The sequence below is a fragment of the Pedobacter frigoris genome, from assembly GCF_005116445.1.
Taxonomy (GTDB): Bacteria; Bacteroidota; Bacteroidia; order Sphingobacteriales; family Sphingobacteriaceae; genus Pedobacter; species Pedobacter frigoris.
In genome coordinates, this window is sequence record NZ_SWBQ01000004.1 from 412512 (window position 1) to 431126 (window position 18615).

At 39.4% G+C, this 18615-nt stretch carries 20 protein-coding genes; all 20 read left to right on the forward strand.

Annotated elements, in window-relative coordinates; all coding sequences use genetic code 11:
- Position 1 precedes the first annotated feature (1 nt).
- The 20 genes from FA047_RS15515 (at position 2) to FA047_RS15610 (ending at position 18612) form a co-directional block, all read left to right on the forward strand.
- Complete coding sequence (locus tag FA047_RS15515; RefSeq protein ID WP_136836986.1) at positions 2-226, forward strand: hypothetical protein; 225 nt, start codon at positions 2-4, stop codon at positions 224-226.
- A gap of 1 nt (position 227) precedes the next feature.
- Positions 228-1133, forward strand: a complete 906-nt coding sequence (locus FA047_RS15520) for a PstS family phosphate ABC transporter substrate-binding protein (protein WP_136836987.1) — start codon at positions 228-230, stop codon at positions 1131-1133.
- A gap of 188 nt (positions 1134-1321) precedes the next feature.
- Positions 1322-3037 carry a tetratricopeptide repeat protein gene (locus tag FA047_RS15525; RefSeq protein WP_136836988.1) on the forward strand — a complete coding sequence of 572 codons (1716 nt, stop codon included), beginning with the start codon at positions 1322-1324 and terminating at the stop codon, positions 3035-3037.
- 78 nt (positions 3038-3115) lie between these two features.
- Complete coding sequence (locus FA047_RS15530; protein WP_136836989.1) at positions 3116-3487, forward strand: NADH-quinone oxidoreductase subunit A; 372 nt, start codon at positions 3116-3118, stop codon at positions 3485-3487.
- Between the two features lie 106 nt (positions 3488-3593).
- Positions 3594-4136 carry an NADH-quinone oxidoreductase subunit B gene (locus FA047_RS15535; RefSeq protein WP_136836990.1) on the forward strand — a complete coding sequence of 181 codons (543 nt, stop codon included), beginning with the start codon at positions 3594-3596 and terminating at the stop codon, positions 4134-4136.
- A complete protein-coding gene (locus FA047_RS15540; RefSeq protein ID WP_136836991.1) occupies positions 4136-4639 on the forward strand; it encodes an NADH-quinone oxidoreductase subunit C in 504 nt (167 codons plus the stop codon). Before FA047_RS15535 ends, FA047_RS15540 begins: the two co-directional genes overlap by 1 nt.
- Before the next feature lie 6 nt (positions 4640-4645).
- Positions 4646-5857, forward strand: a complete 1212-nt coding sequence (locus tag FA047_RS15545) for an NADH-quinone oxidoreductase subunit D (RefSeq protein WP_136836992.1) — start codon at positions 4646-4648, stop codon at positions 5855-5857.
- Positions 5850-6362: an NADH-quinone oxidoreductase subunit NuoE family protein gene (locus tag FA047_RS15550; RefSeq protein WP_136836993.1), complete on the forward strand. Its 513-nt coding sequence runs from the start codon at positions 5850-5852 to the stop codon at positions 6360-6362. Before FA047_RS15545 ends, FA047_RS15550 begins: the two co-directional genes overlap by 8 nt.
- Positions 6362-7729 carry an NADH-quinone oxidoreductase subunit NuoF gene (nuoF, locus tag FA047_RS15555; RefSeq protein WP_136836994.1) on the forward strand — a complete coding sequence of 456 codons (1368 nt, stop codon included), beginning with the start codon at positions 6362-6364 and terminating at the stop codon, positions 7727-7729. Before FA047_RS15550 ends, nuoF begins: the two co-directional genes overlap by 1 nt.
- A gap of 5 nt (positions 7730-7734) precedes the next feature.
- A complete protein-coding gene (locus FA047_RS15560) occupies positions 7735-8739 on the forward strand; it encodes a 2Fe-2S iron-sulfur cluster-binding protein (RefSeq protein WP_136836995.1) in 1005 nt (334 codons plus the stop codon).
- A complete protein-coding gene (nuoH, locus tag FA047_RS15565; protein ID WP_136836996.1) occupies positions 8739-9776 on the forward strand; it encodes an NADH-quinone oxidoreductase subunit NuoH in 1038 nt (345 codons plus the stop codon). The genes FA047_RS15560 and nuoH overlap by 1 nt, the downstream gene beginning before the upstream one ends.
- A 33-nt stretch (positions 9777-9809) precedes the next feature.
- The gene (locus tag FA047_RS15570) at positions 9810-10310 is read left to right on the forward strand and encodes a NuoI/complex I 23 kDa subunit family protein (RefSeq protein WP_136836997.1); all 501 of its coding nucleotides are present in this window, start codon (positions 9810-9812) and stop codon (positions 10308-10310) included.
- 20 nt (positions 10311-10330) lie between these two features.
- Positions 10331-10828: an NADH-quinone oxidoreductase subunit J family protein gene (locus FA047_RS15575; protein ID WP_136836998.1), complete on the forward strand. Its 498-nt coding sequence runs from the start codon at positions 10331-10333 to the stop codon at positions 10826-10828.
- Between the two features lie 8 nt (positions 10829-10836).
- Positions 10837-11157 (forward strand): NADH-quinone oxidoreductase subunit NuoK, encoded by a 321-nt coding sequence (gene nuoK / locus FA047_RS15580; RefSeq protein ID WP_394347590.1) that lies wholly within the window; start codon positions 10837-10839, stop codon positions 11155-11157.
- 24 nt (positions 11158-11181) lie between these two features.
- Positions 11182-13074: an NADH-quinone oxidoreductase subunit L gene (nuoL, locus tag FA047_RS15585; RefSeq protein ID WP_136837121.1), complete on the forward strand. Its 1893-nt coding sequence runs from the start codon at positions 11182-11184 to the stop codon at positions 13072-13074.
- 21 nt (positions 13075-13095) lie between these two features.
- Positions 13096-14562 (forward strand): complex I subunit 4 family protein, encoded by a 1467-nt coding sequence (locus FA047_RS15590; protein ID WP_136837000.1) that lies wholly within the window; start codon positions 13096-13098, stop codon positions 14560-14562.
- Positions 14563-14566: 4 nt separating this feature from the next.
- Complete coding sequence (locus tag FA047_RS15595) at positions 14567-15940, forward strand: NADH-quinone oxidoreductase subunit N (protein ID WP_136837001.1); 1374 nt, start codon at positions 14567-14569, stop codon at positions 15938-15940.
- A 45-nt stretch (positions 15941-15985) separates the two neighbouring features.
- The gene (locus FA047_RS15600) at positions 15986-16645 is read left to right on the forward strand and encodes a DedA family protein (protein WP_136837002.1); all 660 of its coding nucleotides are present in this window, start codon (positions 15986-15988) and stop codon (positions 16643-16645) included.
- Between the two features lie 3 nt (positions 16646-16648).
- Entirely contained in the window at positions 16649-17200 is a 552-nt protein-coding gene (locus FA047_RS15605) for an inorganic diphosphatase (RefSeq protein WP_136837003.1), read from the forward strand.
- Between the two features lie 17 nt (positions 17201-17217).
- Positions 17218-18612: a hemolysin family protein gene (locus FA047_RS15610; RefSeq protein WP_136837004.1), complete on the forward strand. Its 1395-nt coding sequence runs from the start codon at positions 17218-17220 to the stop codon at positions 18610-18612.
- Positions 18613-18615: the final 3 nt, after the last annotated feature.

Genomic DNA, 18615 nt, shown 5'->3' on the forward strand with positions numbered 1-18615 from the left:
TATGTTTGATTTGAAAACATTTAAGCAGAAATCGCCTCAACAGCGATTTCTGCTTATTTTAGGCCTGGTCATGTTTGCTTTTTACCTGGTATTAGGTATTACTTTGATCGCCTGGAAAGATATGCCAGTGACATTAGAAAGAAGCTATCGCATCGCACTTGGGGTATTGTTAATTGTTTACGCCGCAATCCGGTTTGCCAGAGTAAATAAGCAAAAAGCTGATTAAAATGAAGAATTTAAGTTTTATATTTCTTGTTCTGTTGTTTGTGTCCTGTAAAGACGGAAGCAAAAAGGGTAAAGTTATCCAAACACGTACTTCAGGTACTGCTAAAATAATGGTAGATGAGTCTTTTTCAACTATTATTGCAGATCAGATCGAAGTTTTTAATTCTGATTATCCGGATGCGCATTTTACAGTGGTAACAGGCAATGAAAATAAGATCGTCCCTGACTTCTTGAGAGACTCAATGGGTGTCATTATTTTATCAAGGGTACTGAAGCCTGATGAAGAAAAAGGATATCGTAAAAGAGGGATTATACCCAGAACTTCCAGGTTTGCTATTGATGGGATTGCATTGATAACGAATAAGGACAACTTAGATTCAAATATTACAGCTGATCAGGTAGTTGATATTTTCAAAGGGACGTCGACAGATAGTCGTAGCCTTGTTTTTGACAATGCTTACTCAAGTACCATACGTTATTTTAAAGATCTGGCCCAGACAAATGAATTGCCAAAAAAGGGTGTTTATACTTTAGAGAGCAATAATGACGTTATAAAGTATGTTGCAGAAAACAAGAATTTTATTGGCGTTGTTGGTGTTAATTGGTTAATTGCTGAAAATGTCAAAATGTCTGATTATATTGCAAAAGTAAAAATGCTTGGGGTAAAGAACCTGGAGGGAAAAACTAAGGACGCTACTTTCTATAAACCGACGCAAAAGAACTTGATGGATGGAATTTATCCGTTTTTGAGGAATGTTTATATCATTAACTGTGAGGGCAGGGATGGTTTAGGCACGGGTTTTGCAAATTGGTTAATGGGGCAACGCGGTCAGCTGATCGTACTTAGGTCTGGATTGGGGCCTCACCAGGTAATGCCAAGGGAATTTAACTTGAAGAATTCAAAGTAAATTTTATATTTGGGAAATGAAACCATCAGGTATGTTTCTAACGTACATCATATCTGTAAGTTTATATTTAAAAAGTAGTAAAGAACCATGTAAGCTGCGAGCAGCTATATAGACAATAAAATTAATTTAAAACAACCAATGAAGCCGGCTTAACAAGCTTCGTTATTAAAATTAAAACAGAAGAACCAATGAAAATGACAAAGAAAGCAATAACCTTAAGTTTAGGTTTAGTAGTGATGGGTTCTGCCTCTTTTGCTCAGAGTTTAGATGATGCGAAGAAGGCTATAGATGCCGAACAGTACCAAAAAGCGACAACAATGCTTAAATCATTAGTACAGTCTCAATCTAAAAAGGGAGATAATTACTATTATTTAGGTGAAGTTTATTTAAAAAGGGATTATATTGATTCTGCGAGAGCTGCCTTTAATCAAGGTATCACTGCGGATACTAAATATGCTTTGAATTACGTAGGGTTGGGACATGCGGACTTAATGGACAACAATGCTGCATCAGCAAAGACAAATTTTACTAAGGCACTTGAGATGGCTTCACGTAAAGACCATACTCCAAATTTATATGTTGGCAAGGCTTACTTAGCTATTGATAAACCTGATTTCGAATCAGCATTGCCTAATTTACAGAAAGCAGATGAGATCGATGCTCAGGATAAAGATGCGGAAACTTTCCTTGCATTAGGTGATTACTATGCCTTGCAAAGAAAAAATTCTGAAGCTTTATCAGCTTATATGAGGGCTTTGAGTATCAATGCCGGCCTGCATAGAGCTACGGTTCAGATTGGTAAAATGTATAAAGAGTCAAGGGCATTTCCGGATTCGGAAACGGAGTTGAAAGCAGTAGTTACGGCTGATCCTAATTATGGACCTGCTTACCGTGAGTTGGCTGAGCTATACAGACAGTGGGCTGATTTTGAGCCGGCAAATGCAGCAGCAAAAAATGCAGAAGCGATTACAAATTATAAGAAATATCTTGACCTGACTGATAAGTCTTATGAGTCGAGGTTAAGGTATGCGCAGATCTTGTTCTATGCTAAGGATTATAAAACTCTTGAAGAAGAAACGAGTGCAATAGCTACAATGAATCCTAACGATCCTAAAAATCTAATCGTTTTGAGGTTACGTGGTTACTCTGCATATGAGAACGGAAACTATCCTCAATCACTTCAGTTCATGAATGACTTTTTTGCTAAGGTTAAAGATACTGCTCGTGTTATTCCTGAAGATTATTTGTACCTGGGACAGGCTCAATTGAAAAATCAGCAAGATAGTTTGGGTATTATCAATGTAACGAAAGCACTTCAAAAAGATTCTTCTAAAGCAGTAGTTTTAGCAGATCTTGCGAAATCTTACTACGATGCTAAGAATTATGAAAAGGCAGTTTCTACTTATGAGATCGCCAACCGTTTTAACCCAAATGGTAAAGGTTCTCTATATAATTTGTTTTACCAGGGCGTAGCGTCTTATATCTATTATGCAAAAGGATATGCAGCTAAGACTAATCCTTCAAAAGAAGTATTGAAAAAGGGAGATGCCGCGTTAGCAAACTTATTAAAAACTTCTCCAAGTACTGTTGATGCGTTGATGTATAGAGCAAGGATCAACGACTATCTGGATAATGAAAAAGAACCAACAGGGTTGAAATTACCATTCTATCAGCAATATCTTGATACTGTGGAAACTAAAACAGATCAAAGTGCAGTGATGAAGAGAAATATGGTAGAAGCCTATAATCAAATTGCCGGTTTTGCCGCTTATAAAGAGGATAAGGCAAAAGCAAAGTTATTTTGGGACAAAACATTAGCTTTAGAACCAGCTAATGCGATTGCATTAGAAGGAATTAAGTCATTGACTGCCCCGGCACCTAAGGCACAGCCTAAGAAAAAGTAATAAAATTCTAATAAAAGAAAAAGGCAGGGTTGTTATCCTGCCTTTTTCTTTTATTTTTGTCCCATAATTATCATGCTAATGGAAACGCAAAGTGCACCTGTAGATTTTCTACCTATAATATTTCAAGTAGTTGTAGCCCTAGGCTTTGTTGTGGGTACTTTAATCATAACTCACTATTTAGGCCCGAGAAGAAAGACTGCAGATAAATTGTCGACTTTCGAAGCTGGAGTTAAGGTGGTTGGGAACGCCCGTCAGCCATTTTCGATTAAGTATTTTCTCGTAGCAATACTATTTGTATTGTTTGATGTAGAGGTGATTTTTATGTACCCTTGGGCAGTTAACTTCAGAGAGTTGGGAATGGCTGGTATGGTAGAGATGTTCATCTTTATGGGAACGTTATTATTAGGCTTTATTTATGTAATAAAGAAGAAAGCGCTGGACTGGGATTAAGCTATTTAGATCGGTTCTAAATGCGGTCTCTCAGAGCGATTTGCTTTAAAAAATTGTAGATTTGTGGTTCATTCTTTACAGGAATGAGCCTTTTTCGTTTTGTATCATGAGTAACATCAATATAGTAGACGCGCCCCCAGGCATAGAAGGATCTGGTTTTTTTGCAACCTCCCTGGATAAGGTTATCGGTTTGGCAAGATCCCACTCGTTATGGCCTTTACCATTTGCAACTTCTTGTTGTGGGATTGAATTTATGGCGACCATGGGTTCTCATTACGATTTTGGTCGTTTTGGGTCTGAACGCCTTAGTTTTTCTCCCCGTCAGGCTGATTTGTTAATGGTAATGGGTACTATCGCAAAAAAGATGGCCCCGGTTTTAAAACAGGTTTATTTACAAATGGCTGAACCACGCTGGGTGATGGCTGTTGGCGCATGTGCATCAAGCGGAGGTATTTTTGATACCTATTCCGTATTGCAGGGTATTGATGAGATCATTCCTGTGGATGTTTATGTGCCTGGATGTCCTCCAAGACCGGAAGCGATTTTAGATGGTTTTGGCAAGATACAGGAGCTGGTTAGAAACGAATCGGGAAGAAGAAGAGATTCTGATCAGTATAAAGAAATGTTGGCTTCATACGGAATATTGTAATGGCAGAAGTAACAAATGAACAACTGATCCAACTGCTGACTGAGAAGTTTGGCGGAAAGATCATGGGAGTTAATGAACCGTATGGTTTGCTTACGTTTGAGACTACAACAGATGTAATTATTGATGTCCTTGGTTTTTTAAAGCAAAACGGTTTAGCAGATTTTAATTTTCTAACAGACATTACTGCAGTTCACTATCCTGAAAAGAAACATGGTATTGCCGTGGTTTATCATTTGCATAGTATGGTAAGCAGGGTAAGGGTGCGTGTAAAGGTGTTTATTGATGAGCATCATCCGGATATTCCAACAGCAACTGTTTTATGGAATTCGGCAAACTGGATGGAGAGAGAAACTTACGATTTGTTTGGAGTAAAGTTTGAAGGACATCCGGACCTGAGAAGAATCCTGAATATGGATGATTTGGGTGTACATCCAATGCTGAAGCAGTATCCTTTGGAAGATCCAAATAGAGTAGATAAAAAAGACGAATACTTTGGTAGATAATAACCCATGAACAATCAGCCAGTATATACAGATAATGATCCGCAGAATGAGTTGGTAACCTTAAACTTAGGTCCAACACACCCTGCTACACATGGTGTTTTTCAGAATGTAATTCAATTGGACGGAGAGCGCATCGTTAGTGGTGTATCGACTATTGGATATATTCACCGTGCTTTTGAGAAAATCGCTGAACACAGGCCGTTTTATCAGATTACGCCTTTAACAGACAGATTGAATTACTGCTCGTCGCCAATCAATAATATGGGATGGCACATGACAGTAGAGAAATTATTAAATATTAAGACTCCAAAAAGGGTTGATTACCTGAGGGTAATGGTGATGGAGCTTTCACGTATTTCAGATCATATCATCTGTAATACCATTATTGCACAGGATACCGGCGCTACAACCACCTTCCTTTACTTGTTTCAGTTCAGAGAACACATTTATGAAATCTTCGAAGAAGTATGTGGCGCAAGGCTGACTACCAATATTGGTAGAATAGGAGGATTTGAAAGAGATTTCAATGACATCGCCTTTGCTAAAATCAATAAATTTCTGAAAGAGTTCCCTGTTGCATTAAGAGAATTTGAAAGTTTACTGAACAGGAACCGCATATTCATTGACCGTACGGCTAAAGTAGCGACAGTGTCCGCTGAGCAGGCATTGGATTATGGCTGGACAGGGCCTTTACTTCGTTCTGCTGGTGTAGATTATGATGTGCGCGTGAGTGACCCATATTCTTCATATGAAGATTTTGATTTTGAGGTGCCGGTTGGGACCAGCGGAGACATTTATGACCGCTATCTTGTAAGAAATGAAGAGATGTGGCAGAGTTTGAGGTTGATTGAGCAGGCTTTGGAAAAGATCAAAAGTGAACCTGCAGGTATTTTCCATGCCGATGTTCCTGAATTCTATTTGCCGGCTAAAGAAGAAGTATATAACAATATGGAGGCTTTGATCTATCACTTTAAAATTGTGATGGGTGAAATTGATGCCCCTAAAGCTGAAGTTTATCATTCTGTAGAGGGTGGAAACGGAGAGCTTGGTTTTTATCTGATCAATGATGGAGGGCGTACCCCTTATCGTTTGCATTTCAGAAGACCTAGTTTTATTAATTATCAGATGTTTGCTCCTATGAGTAAAGGCATGCTGTTGTCAGATGCCATTATCAATATGAGTAGCATGAATATTATTGCAGGAGAATTAGATGCTTAAAGTAGAAGAACAACAACCTGTAGAGTTTTCGCCGGCTTTGATAGAAAAGTTTGGTGAGATAATTGGCAGATACCCACAGGGTAAACAGAAATCTGCTTTATTGCCAATGCTGCATGAAGTGCAGGCAGAACTTGGATGGTTAAGTACAGTTGCAATGGATAAAGTTGCCGCACGTCTTGACATCCAGCCTATCGAGGTATATGAAGTAGCGTCATTTTATACGATGTACTTCTTAAGACCTCAGGGTAAGTATATGTTGGAAGTATGCAGAACAGGGCCATGCTGCCTTGTTGGTGCTGAAAAGCTAATGAACCATATTGAAGACAGACTGGGTGTGAAGGAAGGCGAAGTGACACCAGACGGCTTATTTAGCTGGAGAGGCGTAGAGTGTCTGGCTGCCTGCGGATATGGTCCTGTATTGCAGATTGGCCCTGAATATACATTTTACGAAAACCTTGATGAACAAAAGGTTGACGCATTGATAGAAGATTTACGCAAGAAATAATGGCTCGTAAACTATTATTAGAACACATAAACGTACCCGGCATCAATACCCTTGATGTTTATCGCCAGAAAGGCGGATATCGTGCAGTAGAAAAGGCTTTAAAAACCCTGACCCCTGATGAAGTGGTGGAAGAGGTGAAAAAGTCAGGACTACGCGGGCGTGGTGGTGCGGGATTCCCGACAGGGATGAAATGGAGCTTTTTAGCAAAACCAGAGGGTGTTCCCCGTTATCTGGTGTGTAATGCTGATGAATCTGAACCGGGTACTTTTAAAGACCGTTATTTGATGACCCACATTCCCCATGCATTAATTGAAGGAATGATTGTTTCAAGTTTTGCATTGGGAGCGAACACCTCTTACATCTATGTAAGAGGAGAGATGATGCCTCAGATCAGGATACTGGAAAGGGCAATTGCAGAAGCTAAGAATGCCGGATTTTTAGGTAAAAATATATTAGGTTCAGGTTATGACCTTGAGCTTTATGTTCAGCCAGGAGGCGGTGCTTATATCTGCGGGGAAGAAACGGCATTATTAGAATCTTTAGAAGGAAAAAGAGGGAATCCAAGAATAAAACCTCCATTCCCGGCAATTGCGGGTTTATACGGTTGTCCTACTGTAGTCAATAACGTTGAATCTATTGCTGCTGTTGTCCCTATCGTTAATGACGGAGGAGATGAGTATGCGAAGATTGGAATCGGACGTAGTACAGGTACCAAGCTGATCTCTGCTTCAGGTAATTTAGTGCGACCGGGAGTGTATGAAATTGAATTGGGATTACCGGTTGAAGAATTTATTTATTCTGATGAATGGTGTGGCGGTATCGCAAATGGAAAAAGACTGAAAGCTACGGTGGCGGGAGGATCTTCAGTTCCTATTTTACCAGCGAACCTGACTTTAAAACTTGCGAATGGCGAGCCAAGACTGATGAGCTATGAGTCTTTATCAGAAGGTGGTTTCGCTACCGGTACGATGATGGGATCAGGAGGTTTCATTGCGTTTGATGAAGATCAGTGCATTGTAAGAAACACCTGGAATTTTTCACGCTTTTATCATCACGAGAGTTGCGGACAATGTTCGCCTTGCAGAGAGGGTACAGGATGGATGGAGAAAGTGTTGCATAGAATAGAATACGGACATGGAAAGATGAGTGACATTGATCTTTTAGTAGACGTTTCGAAGAAAATAGAAGGAAATACGATTTGTCCGTTAGGTGATGCAGCGGCCTGGCCGGTTGCGAGTGCCATCAGACATTTCAGAGATGAATTTGAGTGGCATGTAAATGAGCCAGTTAAATCTCTAGATACAAATTATGGTTTGGCTAATTATGCTGAACCGATTGCTAAAGCAGAAGTTACGACAGGAAATTAACAATCATGAGTGATACAGTTAAGGTAACCATAGACGGAATAACAGTAGAAGTAGCACCCGGTACAACTATCTTGAATGCTGCAAGGCAGATAGGTGGGGATATTGTACCTCCTGCAATGTGTTATTATTCAAAATTAGAAGGTAGCGGCGGAAAATGCCGTACATGCATTGTTAAGGTAAGTAAAGGTTCTGAAAAAGATCCTCGTCCGATGCCTAAACTGGTAGCGTCCTGCCGTACTACGGTCATGGATGGGATGGAAGTGTTAAATATCACCTCTCCAGAGGTGATTGAAGCGAGAAGCGGGGTTGTAGAGATGCTGTTGATCAACCACCCATTAGATTGCCCTGTTTGTGATCAGGCAGGAGAATGTGACCTTCAGAATCTGGGCTATGAGCATGGGTTGCAGAAAACCAGGTATGAATTTGAGCGCAGAACTTTCGAACGTATCGATATAGGAGATAAGATCCAGTTGCACATGAACAGGTGTATTTTATGCTATCGTTGTGTATTTACGGCTGATCAGATCACAAATAAACGCGTTCACGGCATATTAAACAGGGGAGATCATTCAGAGATTTCTACTTATATCCAGACCGCGGTTGACAATGATTTTTCTGGTAATGTGATTGATGTTTGTCCGGTTGGCGCGCTAACAGACAAAACATTCAGGTTTAAAAATAGAGTTTGGTTTACCAAGCCAATTGATGCACACAGAGACTGCCCTACCTGCAGTGGTAAAGTGACTTTGTGGTATAAGGGTGAAGATGTTTTACGTGTAACCGCCCGTAAGGACGTTTATGGAGAAGTAGAAGAATTCATCTGTAATACCTGTCGTTTTGATAAGAAAAAAACAGCTGACTGGACTATTGAGCACCCTACACATATTAGTGATGCTTCAGTAATTGCTTCAAATCATTATGAGACTTTAAAACCCCTGCCTGTAATTCAGGATAATCCACAATTACAGCAAGCAAATAAGGTTGAACTAGAAAAAACCACTAAATTCTAATGGACTTAGCTTTTGTTATAGAAAAATTTGTGCTGGTAACCATCATTTTTGCGATCAGTTTATTGATAGCGATGTATTCTACCTATGCAGAGCGAAAGGTCGCTGCCTTTTTACAGGACAGACTTGGACCGGACAGAGCAGGGCCTTTTGGAATTCTTCAACCACTTGCTGATGGAGTAAAGATGTTTATGAAGGAAGAAATTGTTCCTTCTAATGCGAGTAAATGGTTGTTCATGGTAGGGCCTGGTCTGGCCATGCTAACCGCCTGTATTGGTACGGCGGTAATCCCATGGGGAAGTGACATTACGATTGGCGACCGGGTAATTCCTTTGCAGGTTACGGATATCAACGTCGGTATTTTATACATTTTTGGGGTAGTTTCTCTTGGTGTATATGGTGTAATGATTGGTGGTTGGGCTTCCAACAATAAATATTCTTTGCTGAGTGCAATTCGTGCGGCCTCTCAGAATATCAGTTATGAGATCGCAATGGGATTATCCATCATTGCCTTATTGCTGGTAACGAATACCATGAGTCTAAAGGAAATTGTAGATCAGCAGCACGGGTGGCGCTGGAATGTATTGTATCAGCCCCTTGGCTTTCTGATTTTTCTGATCTGCTCTTTTGCCGAGACCAACAGGGCGCCATTTGATTTACCTGAGTGTGAAACTGAGTTGATCGGTGGATACCATACTGAGTATTCTTCGATGAAACTCGGCTTTTACCTGTTTGCGGAATACATCAATATGTTTGTTTCTTCTGCGGTAATGGCCACATTATACTTTGGAGGATACAATTATCCGGGGATGGATACTATGGCTGTATGGCTTGGGCCGACATGGGCTCCGCTGTTTGGCACATTCATTTTCTTTGTTAAAATATTTGCATTTATATTTTTCTTCATGTGGGTACGCTGGACAATTCCTCGTTTCCGCTATGACCAGTTGATGCATTTGGGCTGGAAAGGATTGATCCCTCTGGCTATAGCGAATATCATTATCACAGGTATTGTGATTGCAATAATTGAGAAGTTTTAACTGCCGCAATTGCGGATAATATAAGGAGGTTTAATGGAACCATTAACCAGTAAAAAGAAAGTATTAGAACAAAAGCCACTAACGTTTGGAGAACGTATGTATCTTCCTGCGATAGTAAAGGGATTGTCTGTTACCATAAGCCATTTATTTAAAAAAGAGGCTACAATCAGGTATCCTGAGGTAGAAAGAGAGTTCTCTACAAATTTTAGGGGCATGCACTCTTTAAAAAGAGATGAGGAAGGAAGAGAACGTTGTACTGCATGCGGACTTTGTGCTTTATCATGCCCTGCTGAGGCGATCACGATGATTGCTGCTGAGCGCAAGCCGGAAGAGAAAGCGCTGTACCGTGAGGAAAAATATGCATCTGTATATGAAATCAACATGTTACGTTGCATTTTCTGCGGTTTATGTGAGGAAGCTTGTCCTAAAGAGGCCATTTATCTTGACGGTCCGATAGTGCCTTCAGATTACCTGCGTAAGGACTTCATTTATGGTAAAGACAAGCTGGTAGAACAGCCATTAGATAATAAATAGACAATAAATTAACATAGATAATGGGTACATCAGTATTCTATTTTGTAGCAACATTAAGCGTGATTTTCTCACTGATGGTTATTTTTTCAAAAAACCCGGTGCATAGCGTCCTTTACCTGATTGTTACATTTTTTACCTTTACGGTTCATTATATTCTTTTGAATGCTCAGTTCCTTGCTGTTGTAAACTTCATTGTTTACATGGGGGCAATTATGGTTTTGTTCCTCTTTGTGCTCATGCTATTGAACTTAAATAAGGACAATGAACCTTTGAAATCTAACATGGTGAAGATCGTAGGTGTGATTGCGGGATGTTGCCTGGTAGTAACGCTGGTAGGATCTTTAAAGGCAACGGCAATTTCAGATCCTGTTATTTTAAGAAATCCAAACCTGGGTCTACTGAAAAATCTTGGAAAGGAACTATTTGGACCTTATATGTTGCCGTTTGAACTGTCGTCAATACTATTGCTTTCTGCAATGGTTGGTGCGGTATTGTTAACTAAAAAAGAAAAAGTATAGTGGAAAACATGACTCAACAATTACAGGGTGTTCCGCTTAACCATTACATTTGGTTAAGTGCTATTATTTTCACCATAGGCGTTATAGGTGTATTGACACGTAGAAATGCGATCGTTATTTTCATGTCTGTCGAACTCATGCTGAATGCTGTTAACTTATTGCTGACTGCATTCTCAGTACACAGCAATGATCCTTCAGGGCAAGTATTTGTATTTTTCATTATGGCTTTGGCTGCCGCAGAAGTTGCAGTGGGCTTAAGTATTATTGTAATGGTTTACAGGAATACACAATCAGTAGATATTAATGTGTTGAATCGCCTTAAGTGGTAGTTATTAAGAATAAGTTATAAGATGATAATAGATTTAGTTTGGCTGGTTCCGTTAATTCCACTAATTGGTTTTATAATCAATGGATTGGGAAGAAACACATTATCTAAAAACCTCATTGGTTTTATTGGAAGCAGTGTGATATTCATTTCGTTTGCGATCAGTATAGGCATTTTTGCCGAACTTGCATCAAGTCCTGTAAAAACTCATGAGGTATTCCTTTTTGACTGGATCAGTGCGGGTTCATTGCATATCCCTTTATCATTTCTGGTAGATCCTCTGAGCGCAATTATGCTGCTTATCGTAACGGGAGTCGGCTTTTTGATCCATATCTATTCAATAGGATATATGCATGAAGATGAAGGTTTTGGTAAGTTTTTCAGTTACCTGAACCTATTTATCTTTTTCATGCTGCTGCTGGTATTGGGATCCAACTATATTGTGATGTTTATTGGCTGGGAAGGTGTTGGTCTTTGTTCCTATTTATTGATCGGATTTTGGTATACGAACAGCAGCTATGCATCTGCGGCAAAAAAAGCCTTTGTGATGAACAGAATAGGGGATTTAGGATTTCTTCTGGGTGTGTTCTTTATCTTCACTACTTTCGGAAGCGTTGAGTTCTCAAAAATATTCCCTCAGGCAGCAGCCATGCTGCCGGGTGATGGTACAATTGCTTTAATTGCATTATTGTTATTTATTGGCGCCTGTGGTAAATCGGCTCAGTTGCCACTGTTTACCTGGCTTCCTGATGCGATGGCTGGCCCAACGCCAGTTTCCGCTTTGATTCATGCTGCAACGATGGTGACGGCAGGTATCTATATGATTGCCAGGTCTAACCTGATCTTCGATCTGGCACCGGTGATTCAGCATGTGATTGCGATTGTTGGTTTGGCTACGGCAATTGTAGCGGCTATTATTGCGCTAACCCAAACAGATATTAAAAAAGTACTGGCTTATTCTACCGTGTCTCAACTGGGATATATGTTTTTAGGCTTAGGTGTTGGTGCTTACAATGGTGCATTTTTCCATGTAATCACTCATGCATTCTTTAAAGCGTTATTGTTCTTATGTGCAGGATCTGTCATTCATGCTTTACACCATGAACAAGACATGAGACACATGGGCGGCTTACGTAAAAAATTGCCGGTAACTTTCCTGACGATGTTAATTGGTACAATTGCAATTGCAGGTTTGCCACCATTCTCAGGTTTCTTCTCCAAAGACGAGATTTTGGCCCACGTGTATATGCACGATAAGATCATGTGGGGTATTGCGGTGTTTGGCGCATTTCTGACAGCATTTTATATGTTTAGAATGTTATTCTTAACTTTTTATGGCAAATACAGAGGTACCCACCATGCAGAAGAGAAGATTCACGAGTCTCCAAAAACCATGACCTGGCCTTTGATTGTACTTGCGGTTCTGTCTGCCATTGGAGGTATCATAGGTATACCGGAAACACTTGGGGGAAATCACTGGCTTTCGCATTGGTTGTCGCCGGTTATCCAACACGCTGGCGAAGCGCCAGATCATGCTACTGAATACGCATTAATGGCTGTTTCTGTCGTTGGTGTATTGATCTCTATTGCTTTTGCTTATACCAAATACATTAAGAAAGATCACATACCTGCTCCGGATGAAGCAGAGAGATCATTTCTGGCCAAATTGTCCTACAATAAGTTTTATTTTGATGAAATCTATGATACGCTTTTCAGGAAGCCACTTGATGCGATTTCAGTCTTCTTCTATAAGGTAGTGGATAATAAAATTGTAGATGGAATAGTGAACGGCCTTGGATGGGGTACGTCGGAAGCGAGTAAAGGCTTGCGATTGGTACAGTCCGGTAATGTCGGGTTTTATATTTTTATGATGGTGGTAGGAATCATCTCATTGTTATTGTATACTTATTTATCTCTATAAAAGATCGTTCAAGAAAAGATAATGGAACAACTTTTACTACTTCTTATATTCTTACCACTGGTTGGTGCACTGGTTACCGCTTTTTCCGGCAATGCCGCTAAGCATGTAGCATTAGTTTCATCCATCGTTTCTCTGGCATTGACGTTGGCCCTGGTATGTAATTTTTCTCCAAATGCAAGTACTCAATTTGTGGTTGATTTTCCATGGATTCAGGAATTAGGAATCAATTTCCATGTTGGTATCGATGGGATAAGTATCATTACGGTATTACTGACCAATGTGCTGATCCCTTTAATTATACTTGCCGGTTATCAGCATAATTATAAAAATCCTAAAGGGTTTTTTGCGTTGATCTTGTTCATGCAAAGTGGCCTTTTATTGGTGTTTACTGCTCTTGATGCCTTCTTGTTCTATATTGGATGGGAAGCCGCTTTAATCCCTATTTACTTCATCTGTGCAATATGGGGAGGTAAGGATCGTATTAAAGTAAACATGAAGTTCTTTGTGTATACCATTGCAGGTTCACTATTCATGTTAATGGGTATCATTTATTTATACCTTCAAAACCCAGCGCACAATTTTGATATACAGGCGTTTTATAGCCTGAACCTGGATTCCACTCAGCAATGCTGGATTTTCTGGGCCTTCTTTATTGCGTTTGCGATTAAGATGCCGATATTTCCTTTCCACACCTGGCAGCCAAACACTTATACCGAAGCTCCCGCGGTGGGAACTATGCTTTTATCTGGCATTATGCTAAAGATGGGTATTTATGGTGTGATCAGATGGTTGTTGCCAATTGTACCATCCGGGGTTCAGGACTGGGCGCATCTTGCAATTATTCTTTCTGTGATTGGCATCCTCTATGCTTCTATCATTGCTTTTACTCAAAAGGATGCAAAAAGATTGGTAGCCTATTCGTCTATAGCTCACGTGGGGTTAATCAGTGCAGGTATCTTTGCATTGAATGTGCAGGGGATGCAAGGCGCGATGGTACAAATGCTCAGCCACGGTATCAACGTAGTCGGGTTGTTCTTTGTATTGGACATCATTTCCAACAGAGTAAAAACCAACAGGATCAGCGAATTGGGTGGTATCGCCAAACAAGCTCCGATACTCGCTATCGTTTCTTTAATCATTGTCTTCGGAACTGTGGCGTTGCCTGGAACAAATGGTTTTATTGGTGAGTTTCTTTTGCTAATGGGAGTTTATCAGTACAATGCATGGATAGCAGCCTTTGCTGGTTTGACGATTATATTCGGAGCGGTATATATGCTTAGAATGTATCAGAATGTAATGTTGGGTAAGACCAACGAACTAACCATAGGATTTACAGATATCAAAGGTTCGGAAAAAGTGGTTTTGTATACCATCTGTGTGCTGATCATTGTATTGGGTGTATACCCAAAACCAATTCTTCAGTTGTCAGAAGCTTCAGTACAACATTTAATAGAACAAGTAACACAAAAATTAACTTCGGTAAACTAAACAAATGAATATCATTATAACCATTGCTGTTACAGCCTTAGTAGTGCTTTATGCAGGTTTGTTTAAGGCAAAAAAAGCATTATTGCCAATCACACTGGTTGGTTTGCTTGCCTCTCTGGCGTTTGTTGTTACTTCGTGGAATACAAACAAAACCTATTACGGTATGATGCAAATGGATAATTTTGCATTGGCTTTTGCCGGGATTACTATAGTGGGAACAATTTTTATATTCCTGCTTACGCAGAATTATTTTGCGGAGAACAGTGAAAATATAGCGGAATATTTTACGCTGATCTTGTTTGCCCTGGCAGGTATAGAGATTATGGTATCCTATAAAAATATGTCCATGTTGTTTATTGGACTGGAGATCATGTCTGTGAGTTTATATATTCTCGCAGGCATACGTAAGGGTAATTTTGCGTCTAATGAAGCATCTTTAAAGTATTTCTTAATGGGTGCATTCTCCACCGGGTTTTTATTATTTGGAATCACCTTAATTTATGGGGCTACAGGGTCTTTTGATCTTGATGTCATTAACCAATATCTAGTGGGTAATTTTAAGACCATTTCACCAATGTTTTATCCTGGTGTAATTTTAATATTAATAGGTCTTAGCTTTAAAATTGGTGCCGCACCTTTTCATTTCTGGACTCCAGACGTGTATGAAGGAGCGCCGACATTGATTACATCATTCATGTCGACAGTGGTGAAAACTGCTGGTTTCGCAGCATTTCTTAGACTATTTGCTGATACATTTGCTCCTCTGCATGATTTCTGGCTTCCACCACTAATGGTGATTGTATGCCTTACCCTATTTATAGGCAATGTGACCGCGTTGTTCCAGAAAAACTTCAAGAGAATGCTTGCTTATTCAAGTATCTCACATGCAGGATATCTGCTATTCTCGTTGGTTACACTTAGTGGTAATTCGGCTAATAATGTTTTGGTATATGCTGCGGCCTATACTTTTGCAAGCATTATAGCCTTCGCTGTATTGATTTTAGTAAAGCAGAAAACTGGCAATGATCATTTTGACAGCTTTAACGGTCTGGCGAAGAAAAACCCACTAACGACATTAATACTTACTGTGGCCATGCTTTCATTGGCAGGGATTCCGCTAACCGCCGGATTTATTGGTAAATATCTGATGTTCCTTAATGTGATGGGAGAGTATCAGGTTTACCTCGTTGCATTTGCAATTTTAAACGCACTTGTTGGCTTCTACTATTACTTTAAGGTAATTGTGGCTATGTATTTCAAAGAAGGCAATGAAATCGAGCTTGATACACCCGTTCAGTATAAAGTTGTATTGGTGTTATCAGTAATAATTACCGTGTTTTTAGGAGTTTATCCGGCAGTAATTTTAAATTTGATATAAGCTTATCTCTAGATAATTATTAGTAGTTTTACGAGTAATTGAACTATGCAAGATTTCTGGAACTCACTACAGCATTTTATCGACCCCGAAAAATTACTTAAAGAAGGTGGTTTTTATGTTGTAATGTTTGTGATTTTTGCGGAAACAGGCTTGTTTTTTGGATTTTTTCTACCAGGCGATTACCTTTTATTTTTAGCGGGCATGTTTGTGGCAACAGGCAAATTAGATGTGAACATTTACGTGTTGATATTGGGTTTGTGTGTTTCTGCGATTTCAGGTAATTTTACAGGATATTGGTTTGGACGAAAGACTGGGCCTGTACTGTATGATAGAAAGGACTCCTTCTTCTTTAAAAAGCGTTATTTGAAGGCCGCTGAAGAATATTATAACAAACAAGGGGCATTTGCATTAATTATGGGCAGGTTTGTTCCAATAGTAAGAACTTTTGCACCGATTTTTGCTGGTGTGGTTAAATTAGATTTTAAGAGATTTGCATTATATAACATTGCAGGTGCAATATTATGGATAGCTTCATTAACTTTGCTCGGTTATTTTCTGGGTAAAAGATTTGAAAAAGAAATTAACGATTATTTATTATACATAATTATAGGGTTTATTGTGGTAACATCACTTCCTTTACTATATGCGTTTTTAAAGAAGAAGGTAGTTAAGAGCAATAACGAAGAGACAACAAATATTGAATAAAGAATGAGTAAATACGATCATCACCCATGGCACAGCGTTTCACCTGGCGAAAACTTACCTGAAATTGTTAATGCTATTATAGAAATCCCTAAAGGTTCAAAAGCGAAATACGAAATTGATAAAGACTCTAACTTAATTAAACTGGACAGGGTACTTTTTTCGTCAGTAATGTATCCTGCTAACTATGGATTTATTCCTCAAACCTATTGCGACGATAATGATCCATTGGATATTCTGGTTTTATGTTCTGTAGATGTTTACCCGCTTTCAATTATTGAAGCAAAGGTAATTGGGGTAATGCATATGGTGGATAACGGTGAGCAGGATGATAAGATCATTGCCGTTGCAAAAAATGATATGTCTGTCAATTATATCAATGACTTGGCAGAGTTACCGCCGCATACCATGAAGGAAATTGTAAAGTTTTTCCAGGATTATAAAGCTTTAGAAGAAAAGAAAGTAACGATAGAACATTTGTTAGGCGTTCGTTATGCGCACAAGGTGATACAGGAAAGTATTGCACTGTATGATAAAAAATTTAGAAATAATACTTAATGATTTACCCCGTCAGTATGTCCGTTATTGCATTTCTTCCTCCATCGGTATTAACAACTGTATTGGTTGCTCCCGGCACTGAGGGAGATGCCGTAGGCTGGCGTCTGCTATTCGCGTTATTTCTGGTGTTTTTAAACGGTTTTTTTGTTGCGGCAGAATTTGCAATAGTTAAGGTTCGTGCTTCGCAGATAGAAATTAAAGCTAAATCTGGCAGCAGAGTTGGTAAAATGGCTAAAAATATTGTCCACAATCTGGATGGATATTTAGCGGCCACTCAACTTGGGATTACATTGGCATCTCTTGGGCTAGGTTGGGTTGGAGAAGGGGTAATGCATACCATTTTTCAGAACTTGTTTAATAGTTTTAACTTCAATGTTAGTGATGCTGTTATACATTCTGCATCGACAATTGTTGCCTTTTCGATCATTACCATTATGCACATCGTATTTGGCGAGCTGGCTCCAAAATCCCTCGCGATACAACGTCCGGTTGCAACTACGTTGTTTATCTCTATTCCGCTACAAATTTTTTACGTTGTGCTAAAGCCCTTTATTTGGGCTTTGAATAGTTTAGCCGCGGTCATTTTAAAACCTTTTGGAATTAATACGGCAGGTGGACATGAATCTTTGCACAGCAACGAAGAACTACAATACTTGCTGGATCAGGGTAAAGAAAGTGGTGCTTTAGAAGATAATGAACATGAACTCATTAAAAATGTTTTTGATTTTAATGAGCGGGTCGTTAAAAACATCATGGTTCCCCGAACTAAAATTTCCGGTATTGAATTAAGCACATCAAAATCAGAAGTGGTAGAGAAGATCATTGCCGAAGGATATTCCCGCATGCCTGTATACGACGACGTAATAGATAAAATCATCGGAATCATACATGCAAAGGATGTGCTGCCATTGTTAGCAAGCAACAAAGAATGGTCGTTGAGCGACATTATTCGTAAGCCTTACTTCGTTCCGGAAACAAAGAAGATTAATGATCTTTTGAGCGAGCTTCAGCAAAAGCGCATCCAGATTGCTATTGTAATTGATGAGTTTGGTGGAACTGCCGGAATGGTGACATTAGAAGACATCGTAGAAGAGATTGTTGGCGAAATTCAAGATGAGTATGACGAGGAGAAACCGACCGTTGAAAAGATCTCTGATACCGAGTTTGTAATCAATGCTTATGCTACGGTTTATGATGTAAATGAGCACCTGCCCCATGATTTGCCTGAAGACGAAGATTTTGATACTGTAGGTGGACTTGTTTCTCATGCTTTTGGGAAAATTCCGGAAGTAGGCGACAGTGAAGAATGCTACGGGTATCTGTTTACCATCCTCAAGAAAACAGAACAGAATATAGAAACCATAAAACTTGAGTTGGTAATCAATAAAAGTGATATGGTCGATAATCACTAATCC